Genomic DNA, 20,910 nt, shown 5'->3' with positions numbered 1-20,910 from the left:
CCGAAATGAGGGGGCGGCGATGAACGCGGCCGATGTGTTCGACACGCTCGGACTGGAATACCAGCGCGCCTGGTCGCACCAGCCCGCACTGCACGGCACTCTGGCCTGGTTCGCCGCGACCCAGCCGGCGGGCTCGCGCGTGCTCGACATCGGGTGCGGCACCGGCGTTCCGGTGGCCCGCACCCTCGCCAAGGCCGGCATGAAGGTCACCGGCCTCGACGTCTCCCCGGTGATGGTCGACATCGCGACCGAACAGGTCCCCGACGCGAGTTTCCACAAGATCGACATCCGCGACTTCGAGTCGCCCGCCGGCTCGTGGGACGTCGTCTGCGCCGTCTTCTCGCTGCTGCAGATGTCCCAGGCGGAGATCATCCAGACCCTCGGCGACATCTCCACCTGGTTGCGCCCCGGCGGCCACTTCTTCCTCGCCACCGTCGCGATCGACGTCGAGCAGGTCACGCTGCCCTGGATGGGCCAGGAGATCGTGGTGTCCTCGTTCTCCGAGGAGAACTTCGAGGAGCACCTCGGCAACGTTGGCCTGCGGGTCGTGCGCCGGAGCCGGCCGGTCTTCACCCCGTCCTACCCCGGCGCCATGCCCGAGGAGTCGCTGCACCTGGTGTGCCAGCGCCCCTAGTGCTGCTCGGCCAACGCGCGGCCGATGAAGTGCGCTGACAGCAAGGCGAAGATGTACGCCTGCAGCACCTGGACGAGCGCCTCCAGGAAGAACAGCCCGATCGCGAGCGCGAAGCCGAGCAGCGACACCGGTTTGAGGTAGATCGGTGCGTGCAGCAACATGAACTCGCTGCCGAGCGTGAACACCAGGATCAGCAGGTGGCCCGCGAACATCGCCGCGAAGACCCGGATCGCGAGGTTCACCGGGTCGAAGAAGAACTTCAGGATGACCTCGGTCGGGATCAGCAGCCCCCACAGCACCGGCTTCGGCACGCCCGCGATGATGAACTGGTTGCGCAGGTAGCCCTTGAGGCCGAACTTCCTGATGCCCACGAAGTGGTAGAGCGGGAAGATGATGATCAGTGCCACCGCGAACGGGAACCCGCTGTGGGTGAACGTCGGGAACTGCACGAGCGGGATCAACCCGTAGAGGTTGTTGACCAGCACGAAGCAGAAGATGCTGACGATCAACGGCACGTACGGCGCGAACTCCTTGGCGCCGATCTGCTCCCGCGCGATGGTGTTGCGGCCGAAGTCGTAGACCGACTCGGCGGCGAACTGCCACCTGGACGGGATCAGCTTGAGATTCCTGGTGGTGACCAGGAAGAACGTGATGATGATGACCACCGACAGGACCAGCAGCACCTGCGGTTTGGTCACCTCCAGGTCGAACGGCAGCCCCAACGGCCTCGACCAGGTGAACAGCGGTGGAAGCAGAATGTCTTCTTTGCCCGGTGGGTTGAAGACGACATCATCGGCCATGAGGCGAACCCCCTCGTCCATGGTCTGGGACTAGACCTTAGCGAACGAGGGGGACGCAGATCACATCAGGGTCACGTTCACACCGGAATGACCGTCGGCACGATCATCGGCCGGCGCCGGTAGGTCTCCGCGACCCAACGGCCCACGACCCGGCGCACGGCCTGCGCGACGCGGTGCGTGTCCGAGATGCCCTCGGCCTCTGTCCGCGCGAGCTCCATCTCCACCAGCGGCACCACGGCCTCCAGCGCCTTGGGGTCGTCGGAGAAGCCGCGCCCGGAGATCGTCGGCGCCGTCACCGCGCGCCCGGTGGTCCGGTCGATGGCGACCGAGATCGAGATGAACCCGCCCTCGCCCAGCACCAGCCGGTCGGACAGCGTCGACTCGCCGACGTCGCCCACGGACAACCCGTCGACGTAGACGTGGCCCACGACAACACGTCCGGATACCGCGGCCTTGCCGTCGATCAGGTCCACGACGACGCCGTCCTCGGCGATCACGACGTGGTCCTCGGCAACGCCCGTGGCGACCGCGAGAGCCGCGTTGGCCCGCAAGTGCCTCCACTCGCCGTGCACCGGCATCACGTTCGACGGCCGGACGGCGTTGTAAAGGAACAGAAGCTCGCCGGCCGGTGAGTGGCCGGAGACGTGCACCTTGGCGTTGCCCTGGTGCACCACGGTCGCGCCGAGCTTGGCGAGTCCGTTGACCACGTTGAAGACGGCGTTCTCGTTGCCGGGGATGAGCGACGACGCCAGGATCACCGTGTCGCCCGCGCGGATCGAGATCTGCCGGTGCTCGCCGCGGGCCATCCGCGACAACGCCGACAGCGGCTCGCCCTGCGACCCGGTGGAGACGAAGATGACCTCGTCCTCCTCCATCCGCATGGCGACGTCGAGGTCGACGAAGAGGCCGTCCGGCACGTTGAGGAAGCCCAGGTCGGACGCGATGCCCATGTTGCGCACCATCGAGCGGCCGACGAACGCGATCTTGCGCTTGTACTGCACGGCGACGTCCAGCACCTGCTGCACGCGGTGCACGTGCGAGGCGAAGCACGCGACGATGACCCGCTGCGACGCCTTGCGGATGACGTTCTCCAGCACCGGGCCGATCTCGCGCTCGGGCACCACGAAACCGGGCACCTCGGCGTTGGTCGAGTCGACCAGGAACAGGTCCACGCCCTCGTCGCCCAGCCGCGAGAAGCCCGCCAGGTCGGTCAGGCGGCCGTCCAGGGGCAGCTGGTCCAGCTTGATGTCACCGGTGTGCAGCACGAGACCGGCCGACGTCCTGATCGCGACGGCCAGAGCGTCCGGGATCGAGTGGTTGACGGCGAAGAACTCGAGCTCGAACGGCCCGAACGAGCGCCGCTCCCCCTCCTTCACCTCGACCAGCCGCGGGTTCTGGCGGTGCTCCTTGCACTTGGCCGCGAGCAGCGCCAGCGTGAAGCGCGAACCCACGACCGGCAGGTCGGGGCGCAGCTTCAGCAGGAACGGCACGGCACCGATGTGGTCCTCGTGGCCGTGCGTCAGGACGATCGCCTCGATGTCGTCGAGGCGGTCCTCGATGGCACGGAAGTCGGGCAGGATCAGGTCCACGCCCGGTTGATCGTCTTCGGGGAACAGAACGCCGCAGTCGACCACGAGCAGCCGGCCGGCGTGCTCGAAGACGGTCATGTTGCGGCCGACCTCGCCAATTCCGCCGAGAGCGACGACGCGGAGGCCGCCTTCCGGCAGTGCGGGCGGCAGTTCGGTCGAGTGGGTCACGCGTTGACTCCCAGTTCGGCCGCGATGGCCTCGATGTCTTCGGCCGCGGCGGGCACCAGCGGCAGACGTGGGTCGCCCACGTCCAGTCCGCGCAGGCGCAGTGCGGCCTTCGTGTAGGTCACGCCGGGAACCCGGCGGAAGGGTCGCAGCAGCGGCAGCAGCGACTCGTGGATTTCCTTTGCCCGGACCACGTCTCCGGATTCGTACGCTTCGACGAGATCCCGCAGGCGGTCGGCGGCCAGGTGGCCGATGACGCTCACGAACCCGACGGCGCCCACGGACAGCCACGGCAGGTTCAGCGGATCGTCGCCCGAGTAGTAGGCGAGGTCGGTGCTCGCGATCACCCGGCTACCGGCGTGCAGGTCGCCCTTGGCGTCCTTCACGGCCAGGATCCGCGGGTGTTCCGCGAGTCTCAAAAGGGTGTCGACCTCGATCGGCACGACCGCGCGCGGCGGGATGTCGTAGAGCATCACCGGCAGCTCCGACGCGTCGGCGACGGCGGTGAAGTGTGCGAGCAGGCCCTCCTGCGGCGGCCGCGAGTAGTACGGCGTCACGACCAGCACGCCGTGCGCGCCCGCCTTCTCGGCCTGCTGCACCAGGTGGATGCTGTGCGCGGTGTCGTAGGTACCCGCGCCCGCGACCACGGTGGCGCGATCGCCGACGGCTTCGACCACGGCGGTGATCAGCGCCGCCTTCTCGCGGTCGGTCGTCGTCGGGCTCTCCCCGGTCGTACCGTTCACGACCAGGCCGTCGTTGCCCAGGTCCACCAGGTGTTTCGCCAGTTCCTGCGCCTTGGCGAGGTCGACCTCGCCACGCGGGTCGAACGGCGTGACCATAGCGGTGAGAACGCGACCGAACGGGCGGTTCGGCCCTGCGTAGGGGCTTCCGGGCATGCGCAGAAACTACCCGAGTTCAGACACTTCGGTTCAACGACCGCACGCGTTGCACCGCGTCGGCGTCACCGCTGTATTCCACGCGGGCCTGGTCGCGGCCGAACGCGAGCATCACGAGCTCGGCCACCTCACCCGTGATCACCACGCCGTTCGCCCCCTGCTTGGCGACGATGTGCTCGCCGTCGGGCCGCACCAGCGTCACGCCGACGGGCGACGACTTGTACGTCATACGAGCGGTGAACGGCAGCAGCTTCCACAGCACCTTCTCGCGACGAGCGTCGTACGGCCGTGGCTCCCAGTCGGGCTGTGCGCGGCGAACGTCCTCGTGGTGCACGAAGTACTCGCCCGTGTTCATGAGCTCGTCGACCGGCTGGATCCAGAACGGCGGTGTGCGCACCAGGTCGAGGAGCTCACTCCACGCCTTGTGCGTGTAGTCCTCCTGGACCTTGTCCGTCCACTTGGCGAAGACCGGCAGCATGATGCCGGGCGCGGTGTCCGGACGCCGCTCGCGGATCGCGAGGTGCGCGGCGAGGTCCTTGGTCGACCACGTGCCGCACAACGTCGGCGCGTCCGGGCCGAGCTCGGTCATCAGGTCGACGAGCGCCTTGCGCTCATCACGGGCGAGACTCACCCCGCCATTGCACCACAACCGGCTCAGGGCTCGTTCGGCTTGTAGCAGCCCTTGAAGCCGTCCGGCTTGGCCGAGTTGTCGGCCAGCAGCTTGACCACCTGGTCGCGGTTGAGGTTCTCCGGATATCCCGGCCAGTCCGGTTCCTGCCCGTTGACGTGCAGTTCGTCCAGCCAGTAGCCCGACTGACCGGAGGTCTTGGCGAACTCCAGGTCGCAGCCCTTGACCCGCACGATCACCTCGATGGTGCTCGACGAGGACTTGATCGTGCGCTTGCCCACCTTCTTGGACTTCTTCTCCTTCTCCGTGCTCGGCACGCCGGGGTTGCTGAAGCCGGCGGCCTTGAGCTCGGAGACGAACTTGTCCTCGTTGCTGGCGCACGCCGAGAGGGCGGCCACGCAGCCGAGAACCAGCAGTACGGAAAGGATCCTTCTCTTCACACGCGGCAGACTAGTTGTCCTTCTTCGCGCTTATGGTGCTGTTGAGCGGACTGTTGTCCTTCTTGTTGGCCACGCAGTAGATGCGGCGCTGCGCGTTGTCGTTCTTGTCCTTCTTCCACGCCGTGTCCGTGGGGATCAACGTCGTGAGTGTGAGCTTGCCGCCGTCCTTGACCCACTGCGACTTCAGCGTCAGCTCGCACCGGGCCACGCCGAGGCTGGTCAGGGCTTCGACGCCGGGGTAGGTCGTGTCGGGCAGGCTCGAAGTGATCGGCAGTGTCTCGACGACGTCGAACACCTCGAAGTCGTGCGGTTTGTCGCAATCCTCACGGGTGTCCGAGTCGAGCTGCTTGGTCGGCGCGACCTGGCCGTTGCCGCACACGTTCTCGGAGAGACCGAAGACCGGGATCTCGCCGCCCTCGCCGTAGGTCAGCGTGTTGCTGCCGCTGCCACCAGGTGCCGTGAACCAGCCGTGCGCGTAGATGCCGCCGGTGAACGCGGCCGCGGCGATGACGACGGCACCCACGATCGCGAGGATGCGGTTGCGTTTCTTCTTCGCGGGACTGACGGCCTGCGTCTGCTGGTACTGCTGCGTGGCCTGGGGCGGAATCCCGGTGGGCGGCGTCGGCTGGTTGCCGATGCTGCCCAGCATCGCGCGGGCCTGCGGGCCGGACAGCCGGGCGTTCGGGTCGGCGATCAGCAGGCCGGTGATCACGGCGCCGAGCACGCCGGTCGCACGGGTGAGCCGCGGGGTCTCGCTCATGATCGCGTGCAGCGTCGAGGCCGTGGAGGAGCGCTCGAACGGGCTCCAGCCCTCGACGGCGTAGCAGAGGGTCGCGCCCAGCGCCCACAGGTCGGACGGGGGGCCCGCCTCGTGGCCGTGGATGCGTTCCGGCGCCATGTACGCGGGCGAGCCGATGAGGCTGCCACTGGTCGTCAGGCGCGGGTCGTCGACGGCCTGGGCGATGCCGAAGTCGGTGAGCTTGAGCTTGCCGTCCGGGCGCACCATCAGGTTGCCGGGCTTCACGTCGCGGTGCACGATCCCGGCCTGGTGCGCGCTCTCCAGCGCGGACAACGCCTGCAGCGCGATCGACACCACCTGGTTGGGCGGCATCGGGCCGTGCGCGCTGATCAACGTCGAGAGCGTGGCCGCCTCGACCAGCTCCATGATGATGTACGTCGTGCCGTTCTCGTTGATCGCGTCGTACACGGTCACGATGGACGGGTCGTTGAGCTTGCCGGCCGTGCGCGCCTCACGCAGAGCGCGCTCTTCGAGCACACGGCGTTCCTCGTGCGCGATGCCGTCCGGCAGGTGCAGTTCCTTGATGGCGACGAAACGCCCGATGTGGCGGTCCTGGGCGCGCCACACGATGCCCATGCCACCGCGGCCGAGCTCCGCGACCAGGGCGTACCTGCCCGCGATGACGCGCGGTTCGACTGCCTGTCCGTGCAACGTGCGCTCCTACGTCCTGGTGAGCCGGGGCGTTGACGGTACTTCAGACCCGCCACATGGAGGATCGGTTCCTAGACTTCCGGCGCTACAACCAGTTCGTGACCTGCGGCACGTAGAGCGAGCACGGCGCGACCGAGGTCGGTCTGCTTCACGAGCAGGTGGTCGGTGTCGTAAGTGGACAGCGCGAACAGCGAGACGCCCGCGGCCGCCAGTTCACCCGCGAGCGCGGCCATGATGCCGGTGAGCGTGAACTCCAGCGGACCGCGCACGGTGAGCAGCCGCCAGCCCTTCTCGGCCGTCTCGCTCGCGAGGGCGAACGACGACGGCGCGATGACCGACACCTCGTCCGGGGTCCTGGTCACGGAGACCAGCACGTCGGTGAGGTCGAGCAGCCCGGCGGGGAGCGAGGCGTCCGCTGCCAGGCGCGAGACCGTGTATTCGCCGGGCCGGACGTCCACGATGAGCCGCTTCATGGGCGTCAGCCTTCAACCACCAGTGGGCTCGAAGCAACTTCTGTGCCGTCCGGGAGTGTCGAGACGACGAAGTCCGCGAACGCGTTCGGGGCCGCCTTGATCAGTTCGCGCAGGCAGGCGACCGCGAGCTCGCGCAGTTCGACGTTGATGTGCTCGGTCGCGCGCATCGCGATGAAGTGCCGCCACGAGCGGTAGTTGCCCGTCACGACGATCTCGGTGCCGGTGGCGTTGGGCAACACGGACCGTGCGATCTGTCGCGCGCGCCGCCCGTTGACGGACTTTTCGAGGCTCTGCACCAGGTCCTCGTACGCCTTGAGGCTCGCCTCGGTCGCCGCGACGAACCGTGCGTGCAGCTCCGGGTCTTTCGCGATCAGGTCCGGCTCCACGACGTCGGTCGGGTCGGTGCGCTGGGAGAGCTGCGAGTACGAGAAGTGCCGGTGCCGGATCAGCTCGTGGGTGAGCGAGCGGGGCAGCTCGGTCAGGTAGAGCGTCGCGCTGCCGTGCTCGAACGCGGCGAGGTGCCCGACGTCGAGCAGGTGGTGCAGGAACGTCGCGTTGGTGTTCGTCATGGGGTTCGAGCGGTCCCACGACTGGTAGCAGGCCCGGCCGGCGAACTCGACGAGCGCCGCGCCGCCGTCCGCGTCGGTCGTCCACGGCACGTCGTCCGGCGGGATGAACTCGGTCTTAGCCACCAAACGCACTCTCGGCATGCCTTGAGACATTATCTGACGGTTGCGCGACGCCAGTTGTGACGTCATAGTGGTGTCATGGATCTGTCGCCGTACATCGCGTCACTGCGCGAGGACCTGGCGACGGCCGCATCAGCGGGGGACGAGAACACCCGTCGAACGGCCGCCGCGTTGTCCGCAGCGCTCGAGCCAGCCGCGCGACTGGCGATCATGAACGCACTGTCGGACCTGGCCGCGGAGGTCACCGCCTCGCTGGAAGGCCAGGTCGTGGAGGTTCGCCTGGCGGGCCGCGACGTCCAGGTGGTCGTCACGGGTTCCGCCGAACCGGAGCCGGAGCCCGGCCCGCGGCACGACATGCCCAATTTTGGCGCCGGTGACGCCACGGGTGACATCAGCCGCATCACCCTGCGCATGATCAACGAGCTCAAGTCGAAGGCCGAGGCCGCCGCGGCGGCTCAGGGCGTGTCGCTGAACTCGTTCATCCAGCAGGCCGTGGGTGGCGCGGTGCACGGCAAGCACAAGCATCAGCACAAGGGGTGGAGCGGAAACGCCGGCTCGGGCTCGCGCGTCCGCGGATGGGTGCAGGGGTGAGCGGGATGACCGAACCGTCAGAACCGGCAGGCACGGAACCGACCGGCGTCGTGCGCCAGCAGAGCTTCGAGTTCGCGGGCGTCGCCGAGATCGACATCTCGCTGGTCAGCGGCCGGGTGCAGGTGCACCTGGTCGACGCGCCGGGCGTGCACGTCGAGGTCCGGCACGACCCGACCGCGGGCAACTCGTGGACCGAGGGGCTGTCCAGCGTGCTGAGCTGGGTCAGCGGCCAGTTCGGCCCGGACAAGACCGCGGCGGCCGGCCCGGAGGACGCCGTCCGCGAAGCGCGCGTCGAACTGCTCGGCAACCGTTTGCGCGTCGAGTCGTCCAAGGCACTGCCGTTGCGCGCCGTGCCGCTCTCGGTGGTGGTGACGGCGCCCGTGGGGTCGCACGTGTCGTCACGGACCGGGGCCGCTGATGTCATCGTGACGGGCGGCGCGGGCCGGCTGGACCTGAACACCGGCACGGGCACGGTGTCCGCGGACCGGGCGACCGGCGAGGCGAAGGTGAACTCGGGCGCGGGAACCGTACGCCTGGGCACGATGCTCGGCGCGCTGAAGGCCAAGACCGGCAGCGGTGACGTCGAGGTGTCGTCGGTGGGCGGCACCACCACGTTGATCACCGGCACCGGTGACGTGTGGCTGGGTGCAGTGCAGGGCAACGTCCAGGTCCGCACCGGCAGTGGTGACCTCACCGTGGCCGACGCGGCCTCCGGGGAGATCCAGCTCGGCACCGGCTCCGGCCACATCCGCGTGGGCATCCGCCAGGGCACGCTCGCGCGCATCGACCTGGTGTCCACGTCCGGCAACGCCCGCAGCGACTTCGAGGTCTCCTCACAACCGCTGGGCGACGCCACTCTCTCCATCACAGGCCGCACCGGCAGCGGCAACGCCCTAGTCACCGCCGCCGCAAGCTGACCGGGGGGTCGGGTAGGAAACGCACGCGGGGCCCTTTCGTGCGCTCCAAGCGAACGAAAGCTCCCCGCGTGCGCCAAAGGCAGAGGGCGGTCAGGGCTCCTGGAACGGTTTGGAGCCGCCGGGGACGTCGTCCGGGAAGAGCGGGCACTGGATCTCGCCGGTCAGGAACTTCCGGACGAAGCTCGAGAAGTTGCCGTCGAACGACCAGCTCTGCCGCAGGTCGGTGATCACCACGGTCCACTCGTCCGGCTCGCCTCGGGTGTACCAGAGGCAGTGGTCGCCGTTGAGCGTGGTGCCCCACGGCAGCAGACCCGGTCTCTCCGGATGCACGCGGAGCCCCGGTTGCCGGCGCAGCGCCCGAAGGATCTTGGGCGCCTGCGCCATCCAGTTCATGAACCCGGCGCGGGCCGTGGGGTGCAGGATCCGGACGTAACCGCCCACCACCAGGGGTGGGTAGGCCTCGGCGAGATGCACGAAGTCGCCGGGAAGCGCGGTGCCGGCCCGTGCTTTGACCGCGTCCCAGTCGACTGGGTCCGGACGCCGTTCGGGCGCTCCCAGCAGATCGATCCACTCGTCAGGCGGCACCGTTCACCTCCGTGACCCTCAAGCATCGCCTGCGGCACTCGGGATTCGGTTGTACCGCAGTCCATCGACGACCAGTGAGACCACGGCGTCGAACGCGTCCTGAATGTGAGGATTCCCCCACTCCTGGGCGTGGGCCGGGTGGTGGAACTTCTCGGTCGCGTCCCACACGGCCTGCGCTGCCCTCGACACGTCGTCGGTCACGAACTCCTGGGTTTCCACTCCCGCCGAAATGATGCGCGCGACCTGACCCACGAGGTGTCCGATGTGGTAATCGGGGACGGCCTGGCTCTCGCTGACCAGCACCCGGAACGTCGCGAACAGCTCGGGTTCGTCGAGGTGCGAGCGCCGTTTCTTGTCGAACAGGCGCTGCAACCAGGCCCGCAGGTTGTCGGCGGCACTGGCGTTCTCGTCGAGCACCGACGCCATCTCGACGTGGATCGCGTCGAGCCAGCGCCGTGTCACGGCCTCCCGCAACGCGGCCTTGGTCGGGAAGTGGCGGTAGACGCTGCCGTGGCTGACCCCGAGCGCCTTGGCGACGTCGACCACCGTCGCCTTGGCCGGGCCGTACCTGCGCAGCACCTCTTCGGTCGCCGCGAGGATCGCCTCCCCGGTCAACGCCTCCGCCACGTCACTCACCTCTCGCTGTCCAGCATGGCCATCGCCTCGGCCGGGTACCGCGTGCCGGCAGCGGCCCCGACAGGGACGACAGCCTCGATCTCCTGCAGTTCCCTCTCGGTGAACGTCACGTCGACGGCACCGATCGCCTCGTTCAGCCTCGCACGCTTGGTCGTGCCGACGAGAGGCACCACGTCCTCCCCGCGCGCAGCGACCCAGGCGATCGCGAGCTGCGCGACCGTGACGCCCTTGTTCTCCGCGATCTCGTTGAGCTTCCGGACGAGCGCGATGTTGCGGGTCAGGTTGTCGCCCTGGAACCGTGGCGTGTGGCCGCGGTAGTCGCCGGAGCCGATCTCGGGCGGCGCGGCGGAGATCAGACCGCGCGACAACACCCCGTACGCCGTGATGCCGATGCCGAGCTCACGGGTGGTCTGCAGGATCTCGCGCTCGACACCGCGTTCCAGCAGGCCGTACTCGATCTGCAGGTCCGCGATGGGGTGCACGGCGTGGGCGCGGCGGATGGTCTCGGCGCCGACCTCGGACAGGCCGATGTGCCGGACGTGGCCCTTGTCGATCTGGGCGGCGATGGCGCCGATGGTGTCCTCGATCGGCACGCTCGGATCGAGCCGCGCCGGCCGGTAGATGTCGACGTGGTCGGTGCCGAGGCGCTGCAGCGAATACGCGAGGAAGTTCGCCATGGCGTTCGGGCGGGTGTCGAACCCGATGAACGCCCCGTCGGCGTCACGCATGCCGCCGAACTTGACGCTGAGCCGCACCTCGTCGCGACGGCCCCTGATGGCCTCGCCGATGAGCATCTCGTTGTGGCCCTGGCCGTAGAAGTCACCGGTGTCGAGCAACGTGACGCCCGCGTCGAGGGCGGTGTGGATGGTCGCGATGCTCTCGTCGCGGTCGGCCGGGCCGTACGCGTTGGACATGCCCATGCAGCCCAAGCCGATCGCGGACACGACAGGGCCGGTGGCTCCGAGCTGACGCTTCTGCATTTCGAACCCCTTCATCTTTCGGTGACTCCACCATGCCCGATGGACTGACAGATTTCAATATCTGTCAGTCCATCTTTGTCCGCTCGATTGACAAAAATGTTTTGAACGTTCAAAGTTGTTTTTGCGATGAGAGACGTGATCTATCTGGACCGGATGGAGCAGGCCGAGACCCTGCTCAAGCCGCAGCGCGTGGAGGTGCTGCGGCAGCTCGCCGCGCCGCGTTCGTGCACCGAGGTCGCCGAGGTGCTCGACCAGACGCCGCAACGCGTGCACTACCACGTGAAACAGCTGGTCAAGGCCGGTCTGGCCACGCAGGTCGCCGAACGCAGGGTGCGCGGCGTCCAGGAGGGCCTCTACCAGGCCGTCGCGCGGTCGTACTGGCTGTCACCGCGGCTGGTCGGCCGGATCGGGTCGCGCGACGAACTGGCGCTGGGGCACCTCGTCGACCTCGCCGAGCAGATCCAGGTCGACGTGGCGGCGCTCGACCGCACGAGCGAACTGCCGTCCGTGGGCGTGTCCGGCGAGATCCGGGTGCGGCCAGAGGACCGCCAGCAGTTCCTGACCGAACTCCAGAACACCCTGCAGGACCTCTTCACCCGATACGGCGGCGCGGAAGGGGATGCGTTCCGCATCGCGCTCGCCTGCTATCCCAAGGGAGACAACCAATGACCACAGGAACGATCCGCGTCCGCACCGCCGCACCCGCTGCCAGGGTCTTCCAGGCTCTGACGACCGCCGACGACCTGCGGGTGTGGCTGGCCGAGCACGCGCACGTGGACCTGGAGGGCGGCCAGTTCGAGTTCTGGGGGCGCTACACGCCCGACGGCGAACGCGGCCGGCAGAAGCTGCTGGGCTCCGGCGACACGTCAATACGCTTCACGTGGTTCCTCTACGGCACCGAGTACACGGTCGAGCTCGGCGTGGAGGAGCGGGACGGCGAGACGCTCATCGCGATGACGCAGTCGCCGTACCCGACGTGGGGTGTGGGCGACGACAAGTCGGAGGTCCTCCAGACGTTCTGGCCACTGGTGCTGGCCAACCTGGTCGAACACGTCGAGGGCCGGTCGGCGCTGGGCTTCTGCGACTTCACGACGCCCGAGCAGCGGTTCGAGGTCGACATCGCGGCCGCACCGGCGGCCATCATCGACGCGCTGACCGATCCCGACGTGTTCGCGCGGTGGTTCGGGGCGCGGATGGAGATCGAACCGCACGTCGGCGGCCGATGGGCGATGGGAAGTCTCGAAGACAACCCGCACCCGGCGAAGATCATCGCGCTCGACGAGGGGCACTTCGCGCTGGACTTCCAGGAAGGGATGGTGGCGTCCTGGGAGCTGAAGGGCTCGGAGGGCAGGACGCACCTGACGTTCGTGCAGAGCGGGTTCGACCCGGCCACCCCGCCCTACGGGCCGTGGATGGGCTGGCTCAGCGGGTTCGCGGACCTCAAGCGGATGCTGGAACTGCCGAACTGGCGGCCGATGTGGCACTCGTACGACCTCCCCGGGCTGCCCGACGGAGTTCTCGTACTTGAATAATCGAGCGTGAAACGGGCGGGTGAGAGCCAGATCATTCGGTTCTCACCCGTTTGCGCCTGGATTTCATCGGCGCGGCATCGATACCTTCGGGGTCGTGCTCGATTCAGCCCGGATCACCGTCGCCGCACTCCTGATCGCCTTCTCCGTGACGGCGTCGATCTTCTTCAGCTGACTCCGAACCAGGCCATGACCATCGCCGGTGAGGCCGCGAGGAAGCTGAACCTCGCGAAGCGGCCCACCATGCCGGTCACGACGAACATCGCGGTGGACATGCCCGCGAGCCCGGCGAGCACGCTCGTCGCCATGAACGGCGGCACCCCGACCAGCGAGCTCACCGCGTGCGTGCCGGCCATCCAGTTCGGGTGCGCCCGGCACTTCGCGTGGATCCACTCGCCCCACCCGTGCATCCGCGTACCCGGCCCGAACCAGCGCGCGAACCGCGACGGCTTGGTGCGCACCTTTTCCTTGCGGTGCATGAACTTGGGCAGCTTGATGTCGCCTCGTGCCGCGTAGAAGTACAGCAGCTTGCCGAGCACCTGGGCGACGGCGACCACCAGACCCACCACGAAGCACGAGACACCGGGCCAGCGCGCGCCGACGCCCACCACCCACATTTCGATGCTGATGAAGGGGATGAGGGCCGAGCCGAACGCGACCCCGAAGGTGAGGCCAACCAAGCCGAGCACCCGGCCGAGGCTACACAGGTCTCAGGCGTCGAGTCGGACAGCCAGCGGTCCGGAAACCCGGATTTCGCGCAACGGACGCCCGCCGGCGTCCAATGTGCGCACCGTGCCGTCACCCGTCCAGCCGAGTCGTTCGTAGAAGTTCCGCGATGCCTGGTCGGCCTCCGGCACCCACGCGATGCCTCGCGTCGCGCCGGCTTCGCCGAGACGGGCGCAGGCTTCGGCGACCAGCCGCGTGCCGTGCCCCCGCCTTCCCCAGCGAGGTTCGACGAGGACGCTGATCAGCGCCGTCGTTTCGGCGTCGGCAGGCAACGAACCGTCGGCCTTGGCCACCTCGTCGTCCGGCGCCTTGCTCGCCACGACGAACCCGACCGTCCACTCCCCCTCGGTGGCCTTGAGCACCGCTCCCTGCTGGACGGCCAGCGCCCACGCTTCGTCCGTGTCCAGCGTGTCCAGCACCTCTGGCGGGAGGAGCTGCGCGTAGGCGAGCCGCCACGTCTCCCGGTGGATGCGGACGATCTCCGAAAGATCAGCAGCGGTGGCGGTGTGCACGCCGGCGTCGGCCATAACCGCACCTTATCGACGCCGTGTCGCGGAATTGTCAGGGGTGCGTGGCAACATCGGCCACGTGCAGAGGATGAGTGCGGACGTGGCCCGTCGAATCGCGCTGGGCGCACAGGGCTTCACCGATCTGAGGCCGTCAGCGGCCACGCGCAGGCATCTGCAACGGGTGCTGTCCCGCGTGCAGCTGCTGCAGATCGACTCGGTCAACGTGGCCGTGCGCGCGCACTACATGCCGCTGTTCTCCCGCCTGGGCGCCTACGAGCCCGGCCTGCTGGACGAAGCCGCCTGGACGCACTCGGCGCGCAAGCCCCGCATGCTGGTGGAGACCTGGGCCCACGAGGCGTCGCTGGTGCCGGTGCTCGACTGGCCGCTGTTCCACTCGGGCGCCAAGAAGCGCGGCTGGTGGCAGAACTACCAGACCATCCTCGAACGCTCGCCCCAGCTCGTCGACGAGGTGCTGGCCGCTGTCAAGGAGCTCGGCCCGATCGGCGCGGGCACCCTGGAGAAGGCCCTGCTCGGCGACTCGGGCCGGTCGAAGGGCCCGTGGTGGGACTGGTCCGAGGTCAAGCGCGTGTGCGAGGTCCTGTTCGGCGTCGGCGTCCTGACCACCGGCACCCGTCGCTCGTTCGAGCGCCTGTACGACCTCACCGAACGCGTCATCCCCGCCGACGTCCTGGCGCAGAAGTGGACGCCGGAAGAGGGTGCGCGCGAGCTCGTGTCGCGGTCCGCGGTCGCGCTGGGCGTGGCGACCGAACCCGATCTGCGCGACTACTACCGCCTCGACCCGCGCCGCTCGCAGGCCGCGGTGGCGTCGCTGGTGGAAGACGGCGTGCTGGAACCGGTGTCCGTCGACGGCTGGCGTGGGGTGGCTTACCGGCATGTCGACGCCAAGGCACCGCGCCGGGTGGTCGGGCGGGCGCTGTTGTGCCCCTTCGACCCGCTGATCTGGGAGCGGGCGCGGACCGAGCGCATCTTCGGCTTCCGGTACCGCATCGAGATCTACGTGCCAGAGCCGCGCCGCGTGCACGGGTACTACGTGTTCCCGTTCCTGCTTGACGGTGAGCTCGTGGCGCGCGTGGACATCAAGGCCGACCGGGCGGCCGGGGTGCTGCGGGTGCAGTCGGCGTTCGCGGAGGCCGGCGTCGATCGGCCTCGGGTCGCCGCGGAACTGGCCGGGGAGCTTCGGCACATGGCGGACTGGCTCGGACTGGAGGACGTGCTGGTGGTGCAGAAGGGAGACCTCGCGGCCGAACTGATCGCCGCCGTCGTCAACGGCTGAGCGGAACTGGACGCCGACGGAGGTGAAGCCCAGGTCCTGATCTGATCAGGCGTGCAGCTCGATGGCCTTCTTCATCGTCTCGCGGGCCCGCCCGCGGTCCCCCGCGATGTCGTAGGCGTACGCGAGCCGGAACCACACCCGCCAGTCGTCGGGCGAGGCCTCGACCTCGGCCCGTCGTTCCTCGAACCACGCGTCGGCCGCGTCGCGATCCACCCTGCCGGAAGGCCGGCGAGGCAGGTGCGAGACGTCCGGCAGCAGCCCGTCCGCGTCGAGCTCGCGGGCCATCTTCTCGGTCTCCCACCCGAAGCGCAGGTTGGACCACACGAGCCACACCCCGAGCAGCGGCAGGATCAGCACGCCCACGCCGAGCAGGATCCCGACCAGCTCACCGGTCCGCAGCAGAGCCACTGCGCGACCGGTGAGCAGGACGAAGTAGACCGCGAGAGCCGCGATCAGCACCCCGACGGTGAGCCGGACCTTCACAGGTCCAGGTACTTGTCGAGGCCGACCGCGAGTCCGGGACGACCGACGATCTCCCGCACTCCCAGCACGACGCCGGGCATGAACGACGTCCGGTGCAGCGAGTCCTGACGGATCGTCAAGGTCTCGCTCTCCCCGCCGAACACGACCTCCTGGTGTGCGATCATCCCGGAGATCCGCAGCGAGTGGACCCGCACGCCGTCGACGACGGCACCGCGCGCGCCCGGCTCCTCCTGCGTGGTCGCGTCGGGCATCGGGTCCATGCCCTCACGCGCCGCCGCGATCAAACGGGCCGTGTGCGCGGCCGTGCCCGAAGGAGCGTCGGCCTTGCGCGGGTGGTGCAGCTCGATGATCTCGGCCGACTCGTAGTAGCGAGCGGCGATCTCCGAGAAACGCATCAGCAGCACGGCGCCGATGCCGAAGTTCGGCGCCACCAGCACACCGACCTCGGGCTTGTCCGCGAGCAGGGCCTCGACGGCGGCCAGCTTCGCGTTGTCGAAGCCGGAAGTGCCGACCACGCAATGGATCCCGGCCGTGATGCAGAACTCCAGGTTCCCCATCACCACGTCGGGGTGCGTGAAGTCGACGACGACCTGCGCGCCGGCCTCCACGAGGGCCTGCAACGGGTCGTCGGCGTCGATGGCCGCCACGACCTCCATGTCCTTCGCGGCCTCGACCGCGCGGACCACCTCGGAACCCATGCGGCCCCGCGCGCCGAGAACTCCGACGCGAATCATGCAATCACCTCGTGTACCTGGTCCGGCAGATCGTCGGCATGATCGTAAGGGCCGACCACCGCCGCGGCGACGGGACGTCGCAGCAGATCACGTGCGAGCAGCGCCACTTCTTCCGCGGACACGGCGTCGATCCGCGCGAGGGTCGCCTCGACGCTCAGGTGGTCGCCGTAGTTCAGTTCTGACTTGCCGATGCGCGACATCCGGGAACTGGTGTCCTCCAGTCCCAGCACGAGCGCACCGCGCAGCTGTCCCTTGCCGCGCGCCACTTCCGCGTCGGACAGGCCGCCGCGCGCGACGTCCACGAGCACCTCGCGGATGACGCCGGCGGTCTCGCCCAGCCGGTCCGGCTGGCAACCCGCGTAGACGGCGAACGTGCCGGTGTCCGCGTAGAGACCGACCGACGAGTACACCTGGTACGCGAGGCCACGCCGTTCGCGCACTTCCTGGAACAGCCTGGAGCTCATGCCACCGCCGATGGCCGCGTTCAGCACGTTCAACGCGAACCGGCGCTCGTCGTGGCGGTCCAGGCCCTTCATGCCGAGCATCATGTGCGCCTGCTCGGTGTCGTCGGTGTGCAGCACCAGCTTGCGGGCGTCGGCGATGCGTGCGCGACCCGCTCGCGGTGCGACCGCGCTGCCCTCCCGCGTCAGCCGGTCGCCGATCGCCTTGCGCACCAAGCGCATCACGTGCGTGTGCTCGATGTTGCCCGCGACGGAGAACACCATGCGCGGCAACGTGTAGCGCTTCTTGTAGAACGAGTAGAGGTTGTCCCTCGACATGTCCTGAATGGACTTCTCGGTGCCCAGCACCGGGCGTCCCAGCGCGTGCCCGCCGAAGATCGCCTCGATGAACGCGTCGTGCAGCAGGTCCTCGGGGTCGTCGTCGCGCATCGCGATCTCTTCGAGCACGACACCACGTTCGGTCTCGAAGTCACGCGGACCGCAGATCGCCTCGAACACCACGTCGGCCACCAGATCCACCGCGAGCGGCAGGTCCTCGTCCAGCACGTGCGCGTAGTAGCAGGTGTGTTCCTTGGCGGTGAACGCGTTCAGCTCGCCGCCGACCGCGTCGATCTCCTCGGCGATGGCCGCCGCCGACCGGCGCGAAGTCCCCTTGAACAGCAGGTGTTCGAGGTAGTGCGCGGCACCCGCGACCTCGGGCCGTTCGTCACGGGACCCGACCTGCACCCACAGTCCGACCGAGGCGGACCGCACGCTCGGGATGCGCTCGGTGATGACCCGCAGGCCGGAGGGCAGCATGCTGCGCCGCACCTCCGAGCCAGCGGACATCTCGAGCACCCGCGTGCTGCCCGGCCGCTGGAGGTGCCCCAACCGTCCGGTACGCGGACGGCCGCGGGTGGATGCACCCGCGGCCGTCACGTTGTTGTCTGTCGCACTCACTGCGCGGGAGCCGCCTCAGCAGCCTCGGTGGCCTCGACGGCCTCCGGAGCGTCAGCAGGGGCCTCGGCAGCGTCCTCGTTCACGACGACGAGGCTGATCTTGCCGCGCTGGTCGATGTCGGCGATCTCGACGCGGAGCTTGTCGCCGACCTTGACGACGTCCTCCACCTTCGCGATGCGCTTGCCGTTGCCCAGCTTCGAGATGTGGACGAGGCCGTCCTTGCCGGGCAGCAGCGAGACGAACGCGCCGAACGCGGCCGTCTTCACCACGGTGCCCAGGAAGCGCTCGCCGACCTTCGGCAGCTGCGGGTTCGCGATCGCGTTGATCATGCCGATCGCGGCCTCGGCCGAGGGGCCGTCCGCCGCACCGACGTAGATCGTGCCGTCGTCCTCGATGGAGATGTCGGCACCGGTCTGCTCGGTGATCGAGTTGATCATCTTGCCCTTCGGGCCGATGACCTCGCCGATCTTGTCGGTCGGGATCTTGACCGACGTCACGCGCGGCGCGAAGGCGCTCATCTCGTCCGGGTCGGAGATGGCCTCGGCCATGACCTCGAGGATCGTGTAGCGCGCGTCGCGGGCCTGGCCCAGCGCCTGCGCCAGCACCTCGGACGGGATGCCGTCGAGCTTCGTGTCGAGCTGCAGCGCCGTCACGAACTCCTTGGTGCCCGCGACCTTGAAGTCCATGTCGCCGAACGCGTCCTCGGCACCGAGGATGTCGGTCAGCGCCACGTAGCGGGTCTCACCGTCGACCTCGTCGGAGACGAGACCCATCGCGATGCCGGAGACCGGCGCCTTCAGCGGGACACCCGCGTTGAGCAGCGACAGGGTCGACGCGCAGACCGAGCCCATCGACGTCGAGCCGTTGGAGCTCAGCGCCTCGGACACCTGGCGGATCGCGTAGGGGAACTCCTCGCGCTTCGGCAGCACGGGCATGATCGCCCGCTCGGCCAGCGCGCCGTGGCCGATCTCGCGGCGCTTCGGCGAACCCACGCGGCCGGTCTCACCGGTCGAGTAGGGCGGGAAGTTGTAGTGGTGCAGGTAGCGCTTGTGCGTCTCGGGAGCGAGCGAGTCGATCTGCTGCTCCATCCGCAGCATGTTCAGCGTGGTGACACCCAGGATCTGGGTCTCGCCGCGCTCGAACAGCGCCGAACCGTGCGTCCTCGGGATCACGGCCACCTCGGCGCCGAGGTCACGGATGTCCGTGAGGCCACGGCCGTCGATGCGGATCTTGTCGCGCAGGATCCGCTGGCGCACGAGCTTCTTGGTCAGCGAGCGGAACGCGGCGCCGACCTCCTTCTCGCGACCCTCGAACTGCTCGGCCAGCTTCTCCAGCGTGGCGGCCTTGACCTCGTCGAGCTTGGACTCGCGCTCGGCCTTGCCCGCGATCGTCAGCGCCTGCGCGAGCTCACCGGTGGCGGACGCCTCGACGGCCTCGAACGCGTCGGCCTGGTAGGCCGGGTACGTCGGGTACTCGCCGGTGGCCTTCGCGGCGACCTGGGCGAGCTGCGCCTGGGCCTCGCAGAGGACCTTGATGAACGGCTTGGCGGCCTCGAGACCCGCGGCCACGACCTCCTCGGTCGGGGCGGTGGCACCCTCGGCGATCATGTCGATCACGTTGTCGGTGGCCTCGGCCTCGACCATCATGATCGCGACGTCGCCGGACTCGACCACACGACCCGCGACGACCATGTCGAACACGGCCTTCTCGAGCTGCTCGTAGGTCGGGAACGCGACCCACTGGCCCTCGATGAGCGCCACGCGGACGCCACCGATCGGGCCGGAGAACGGCAGGCCGGCGAGCTGCGTCGACGCGGACGCGGCGTTAATCGCCACGACGTCGTACAGGTCGGCCGGGTTGAGGCTCATGACCGTGATGACGACCTGGATCTCGTTGCGCAGGCCGTCCACGAAGGACGGGCGCAGCGGACGGTCGATCAGGCGGCAGGTCAGGATGGCGTCCGTGCTCGGACGGCCCTCACGCCGGAAGAACGAGCCGGGGATGCGGCCCGCGGCGTACATGCGCTCCTCGACGTCCACCGTGAGGGGGAAGAAGTCGAAGTGCTCCTTGGGGTGCTTCGACGCCGTCGTGGCGCTCAGCAGCATGGTCTCGTCGTCCAGGTACGCCACCACGCTGCCCGCGGCCTGACGCGCGAGGCGCCCGGTCTCGAAGCGGATGGTGCGCGAGCCGAACTTGCCGTTGTCGATAACGGCAGTCGCCTCGTGGACCTCGATGTCCGTCATTTACTTGTTACTCCTCGTCTTTTGGACACCGCACACGCGTCTTGACGAGGCCGGTCTTCGATCGAAGTCCTCTGGGGCGTTTCCACCAGAGGGCCACTACCGAGGACCGGCGATAACTGCTTCGCGCGATGCGGGCCCTGTTTTGTTCTCTTTTGCAGCCGGGGATCTGTATACACCCGGCTGTGCGCCGAGGGGGAGTGACCGGCCGGTCACTCCCCCTCGGCAAGTGTCACCTGCGCAGACCGAGGCGCTGGATCAGCGCGCGGTAGCGGTTGATGTCCACCTTGGTCAGGTAGTTCAGCAGACGGCGGCGACGGCCGACCATCAGCAGAAGACCACGGCGGGAGTGGTGGTCGTGCTTGTGCTGCTTGAGGTGCTCGGTGAGGTCGGCGATGCGCTTGCTCAGCAGAGCGACCTGCGCCTCGGTGGAGCCGGTGTCGCTGTCGTGCAGCCCGTACTCGCCGAGGATGGACTTCTTCTGATCCGTGGACAGTGCCACTAGGTACTTCTCCTACTTGT

24 protein-coding genes are annotated in these 20,910 nt (G+C 68.6%); 6 read left to right on the top strand and 18 right to left on the bottom strand.

Annotated elements, in window-relative coordinates; translation table 11 throughout:
- The first annotated feature begins 19 nt into the window (after window positions 1-19).
- The gene (locus B0F77_RS26825) at window positions 20-634 is read left to right on the top strand and encodes a class I SAM-dependent methyltransferase (RefSeq protein ID WP_086665758.1); all 615 of its coding nucleotides are present in this window, start codon (window positions 20-22) and stop codon (window positions 632-634) included.
- Here B0F77_RS26825 and atpB read toward each other — a convergent pair.
- The 8 genes from atpB to thyX all read right to left on the bottom strand — a co-directional run bounded on the left by atpB (window position 631) and on the right by thyX (window position 7,797).
- Window positions 631-1,434 carry a F0F1 ATP synthase subunit A gene (gene atpB / locus B0F77_RS26820; RefSeq protein WP_086665757.1) on the bottom strand — a complete coding sequence of 268 codons (804 nt, stop codon included), beginning with the start codon at window positions 1,432-1,434 and terminating at the stop codon, window positions 631-633. The two genes, B0F77_RS26825 and atpB, sit on opposite strands and share 4 nt — an antisense overlap.
- 77 nt (window positions 1,435-1,511) lie before the next feature.
- Window positions 1,512-3,191 (bottom strand): ribonuclease J, encoded by a 1,680-nt coding sequence (locus B0F77_RS26815; protein ID WP_086665756.1) that lies wholly within the window; start codon window positions 3,189-3,191, stop codon window positions 1,512-1,514.
- Window positions 3,188-4,084: a 4-hydroxy-tetrahydrodipicolinate synthase gene (gene dapA / locus B0F77_RS26810; RefSeq protein WP_086665755.1), complete on the bottom strand. Its 897-nt coding sequence runs from the start codon at window positions 4,082-4,084 to the stop codon at window positions 3,188-3,190. Before dapA ends, B0F77_RS26815 begins: the two co-directional genes overlap by 4 nt.
- A 19-nt stretch (window positions 4,085-4,103) precedes the next feature.
- Complete coding sequence (locus tag B0F77_RS26805; RefSeq protein WP_086665754.1) at window positions 4,104-4,715, bottom strand: TIGR03085 family metal-binding protein; 612 nt, start codon at window positions 4,713-4,715, stop codon at window positions 4,104-4,106.
- 23 nt (window positions 4,716-4,738) lie between these two features.
- A complete protein-coding gene (locus B0F77_RS26800; protein WP_143466922.1) occupies window positions 4,739-5,152 on the bottom strand; it encodes a hypothetical protein in 414 nt (137 codons plus the stop codon).
- 10 nt (window positions 5,153-5,162) lie between these two features.
- Window positions 5,163-6,602: a serine/threonine-protein kinase gene (locus tag B0F77_RS26795; protein WP_245848674.1), complete on the bottom strand. Its 1,440-nt coding sequence runs from the start codon at window positions 6,600-6,602 to the stop codon at window positions 5,163-5,165.
- A gap of 71 nt (window positions 6,603-6,673) precedes the next feature.
- Window positions 6,674-7,075, bottom strand: a complete 402-nt coding sequence (locus B0F77_RS26790; RefSeq protein ID WP_086665752.1) for an ACT domain-containing protein — start codon at window positions 7,073-7,075, stop codon at window positions 6,674-6,676.
- 5 nt (window positions 7,076-7,080) lie between these two features.
- Window positions 7,081-7,797 (bottom strand): FAD-dependent thymidylate synthase, encoded by a 717-nt coding sequence (thyX, locus tag B0F77_RS26785; RefSeq protein WP_086665751.1) that lies wholly within the window; start codon window positions 7,795-7,797, stop codon window positions 7,081-7,083.
- Window positions 7,798-7,842: 45 nt separating this feature from the next.
- Between thyX and B0F77_RS26780 the strand changes: the two genes are divergently transcribed.
- Complete coding sequence (locus B0F77_RS26780) at window positions 7,843-8,355, top strand: toxin-antitoxin system HicB family antitoxin (protein ID WP_086665750.1); 513 nt, start codon at window positions 7,843-7,845, stop codon at window positions 8,353-8,355.
- A 5-nt stretch (window positions 8,356-8,360) separates the two neighbouring features.
- The gene (locus B0F77_RS26775; RefSeq protein WP_086665749.1) at window positions 8,361-9,272 is read left to right on the top strand and encodes a DUF4097 family beta strand repeat-containing protein; all 912 of its coding nucleotides are present in this window, start codon (window positions 8,361-8,363) and stop codon (window positions 9,270-9,272) included.
- Between the two features lie 90 nt (window positions 9,273-9,362).
- Here the strand turns inward: B0F77_RS26775 and B0F77_RS26770 are convergent, their stop codons facing one another.
- The 3 genes from B0F77_RS26770 to B0F77_RS26760 are packed head-to-tail and all read right to left on the bottom strand — an operon-like array spanning window position 9,363 to window position 11,473.
- Window positions 9,363-9,857, bottom strand: coding sequence for a hypothetical protein (locus B0F77_RS26770; protein WP_086665748.1), 495 nt, complete (start codon window positions 9,855-9,857; stop codon window positions 9,363-9,365).
- Window positions 9,858-9,875: 18 nt separating this feature from the next.
- Window positions 9,876-10,484, bottom strand: a complete 609-nt coding sequence (locus tag B0F77_RS26765; protein ID WP_211294042.1) for a TetR/AcrR family transcriptional regulator — start codon at window positions 10,482-10,484, stop codon at window positions 9,876-9,878.
- A 5-nt stretch (window positions 10,485-10,489) separates the two neighbouring features.
- Window positions 10,490-11,473: an aldo/keto reductase gene (locus B0F77_RS26760; protein WP_086665791.1), complete on the bottom strand. Its 984-nt coding sequence runs from the start codon at window positions 11,471-11,473 to the stop codon at window positions 10,490-10,492.
- 126 nt (window positions 11,474-11,599) lie between these two features.
- On the opposite strand from B0F77_RS26760, the gene B0F77_RS26755 reads away from it, so the two are divergent.
- Both B0F77_RS26755 and B0F77_RS26750 read left to right on the top strand, forming a co-directional pair.
- Entirely contained in the window at window positions 11,600-12,142 is a 543-nt protein-coding gene (locus B0F77_RS26755; protein WP_086665746.1) for a winged helix-turn-helix domain-containing protein, read from the top strand.
- A complete protein-coding gene (locus B0F77_RS26750) occupies window positions 12,139-13,005 on the top strand; it encodes an SRPBCC family protein (protein ID WP_086665745.1) in 867 nt (288 codons plus the stop codon). Before B0F77_RS26755 ends, B0F77_RS26750 begins: the two co-directional genes overlap by 4 nt.
- Before the next feature lie 164 nt (window positions 13,006-13,169).
- Here the strand turns inward: B0F77_RS26750 and B0F77_RS26745 are convergent, their stop codons facing one another.
- Window positions 13,170-13,691, bottom strand: a complete 522-nt coding sequence (locus B0F77_RS26745) for a hypothetical protein (RefSeq protein ID WP_086665744.1) — start codon at window positions 13,689-13,691, stop codon at window positions 13,170-13,172.
- 21 nt (window positions 13,692-13,712) lie between these two features.
- Window positions 13,713-14,255, bottom strand: coding sequence for a GNAT family N-acetyltransferase (locus B0F77_RS26740; protein ID WP_086665743.1), 543 nt, complete (start codon window positions 14,253-14,255; stop codon window positions 13,713-13,715).
- Between the two features lie 70 nt (window positions 14,256-14,325).
- Here B0F77_RS26740 and B0F77_RS26735 point away from each other — a divergent pair, with 70 nt between their 5' ends.
- The gene (locus B0F77_RS26735; RefSeq protein ID WP_086665790.1) at window positions 14,326-15,531 is read left to right on the top strand and encodes a winged helix-turn-helix domain-containing protein; all 1,206 of its coding nucleotides are present in this window, start codon (window positions 14,326-14,328) and stop codon (window positions 15,529-15,531) included.
- Between the two features lie 45 nt (window positions 15,532-15,576).
- Here the strand turns inward: B0F77_RS26735 and B0F77_RS26730 are convergent, their stop codons facing one another.
- From B0F77_RS26730 to rpsO, 5 genes are all read right to left on the bottom strand, one after another.
- Complete coding sequence (locus B0F77_RS26730) at window positions 15,577-16,014, bottom strand: tetratricopeptide repeat protein (protein ID WP_086665742.1); 438 nt, start codon at window positions 16,012-16,014, stop codon at window positions 15,577-15,579.
- Window positions 16,011-16,748 (bottom strand): 4-hydroxy-tetrahydrodipicolinate reductase, encoded by a 738-nt coding sequence (gene dapB / locus B0F77_RS26725; protein WP_086665741.1) that lies wholly within the window; start codon window positions 16,746-16,748, stop codon window positions 16,011-16,013. The genes B0F77_RS26730 and dapB overlap by 4 nt, the downstream gene beginning before the upstream one ends.
- Window positions 16,745-18,037 carry a M16 family metallopeptidase gene (locus B0F77_RS26720; protein WP_086665789.1) on the bottom strand — a complete coding sequence of 431 codons (1,293 nt, stop codon included), beginning with the start codon at window positions 18,035-18,037 and terminating at the stop codon, window positions 16,745-16,747. Before B0F77_RS26720 ends, dapB begins: the two co-directional genes overlap by 4 nt.
- 107 nt (window positions 18,038-18,144) lie before the next feature.
- The gene (locus tag B0F77_RS26715) at window positions 18,145-20,391 is read right to left on the bottom strand and encodes a polyribonucleotide nucleotidyltransferase (protein WP_086665740.1); all 2,247 of its coding nucleotides are present in this window, start codon (window positions 20,389-20,391) and stop codon (window positions 18,145-18,147) included.
- A 229-nt stretch (window positions 20,392-20,620) separates the two neighbouring features.
- On the bottom strand, window positions 20,621-20,890 hold the full coding sequence (gene rpsO, locus B0F77_RS26710; RefSeq protein ID WP_045318466.1) for a 30S ribosomal protein S15: 270 nt from the start codon (window positions 20,888-20,890) through the stop codon (window positions 20,621-20,623).
- Between the last annotated feature and the right edge of the window lie 20 nt (window positions 20,891-20,910).

It is taken from the genome of Lentzea kentuckyensis (genome assembly GCF_002150765.1).
Lineage (GTDB): Bacteria > Actinomycetota > Actinomycetes > Mycobacteriales > Pseudonocardiaceae > Lentzea > Lentzea kentuckyensis.
Note: the sequence above shows the minus strand (reverse complement) of the source record. Positions and strands in the feature narration are given on the sequence as shown.

Bases quoted from the DNA above. Each gene is read 5' to 3' on its own strand.
- B0F77_RS26825 (WP_086665758.1), top strand. From the start codon at position 20: ATGAACGCGGCCGATGTGTTCGACACGCTCGGACTGGAATACCAGCGC.
- atpB (WP_086665757.1), bottom strand. From the start codon at position 1,434: ATGGCCGATGATGTCGTCTTCAACCCACCGGGCAAAGAAGACATTCTG.
- dapA (WP_086665755.1), bottom strand. From the start codon at position 4,084: ATGCCCGGAAGCCCCTACGCAGGGCCGAACCGCCCGTTCGGTCGCGTT.
- B0F77_RS26790 (WP_086665752.1), bottom strand. From the start codon at position 7,075: ATGAAGCGGCTCATCGTGGACGTCCGGCCCGGCGAATACACGGTCTCG.
- thyX (WP_086665751.1), bottom strand. From the start codon at position 7,797: ATGTCTCAAGGCATGCCGAGAGTGCGTTTGGTGGCTAAGACCGAGTTC.
- B0F77_RS26780 (WP_086665750.1), top strand. From the start codon at position 7,843: ATGGATCTGTCGCCGTACATCGCGTCACTGCGCGAGGACCTGGCGACG.
- B0F77_RS26775 (WP_086665749.1), top strand. From the start codon at position 8,361: ATGACCGAACCGTCAGAACCGGCAGGCACGGAACCGACCGGCGTCGTG.
- B0F77_RS26760 (WP_086665791.1), bottom strand. From the start codon at position 11,473: ATGCAGAAGCGTCAGCTCGGAGCCACCGGCCCTGTCGTGTCCGCGATC.
- B0F77_RS26755 (WP_086665746.1), top strand. From the start codon at position 11,600: ATGAGAGACGTGATCTATCTGGACCGGATGGAGCAGGCCGAGACCCTG.
- B0F77_RS26750 (WP_086665745.1), top strand. From the start codon at position 12,139: ATGACCACAGGAACGATCCGCGTCCGCACCGCCGCACCCGCTGCCAGG.
- B0F77_RS26740 (WP_086665743.1), bottom strand. From the start codon at position 14,255: ATGGCCGACGCCGGCGTGCACACCGCCACCGCTGCTGATCTTTCGGAG.
- B0F77_RS26735 (WP_086665790.1), top strand. From the start codon at position 14,326: ATGAGTGCGGACGTGGCCCGTCGAATCGCGCTGGGCGCACAGGGCTTC.
- dapB (WP_086665741.1), bottom strand. From the start codon at position 16,748: ATGATTCGCGTCGGAGTTCTCGGCGCGCGGGGCCGCATGGGTTCCGAG.
- B0F77_RS26720 (WP_086665789.1), bottom strand. From the start codon at position 18,037: ATGTCCGCTGGCTCGGAGGTGCGGCGCAGCATGCTGCCCTCCGGCCTG.
- B0F77_RS26715 (WP_086665740.1), bottom strand. From the start codon at position 20,391: ATGACGGACATCGAGGTCCACGAGGCGACTGCCGTTATCGACAACGGC.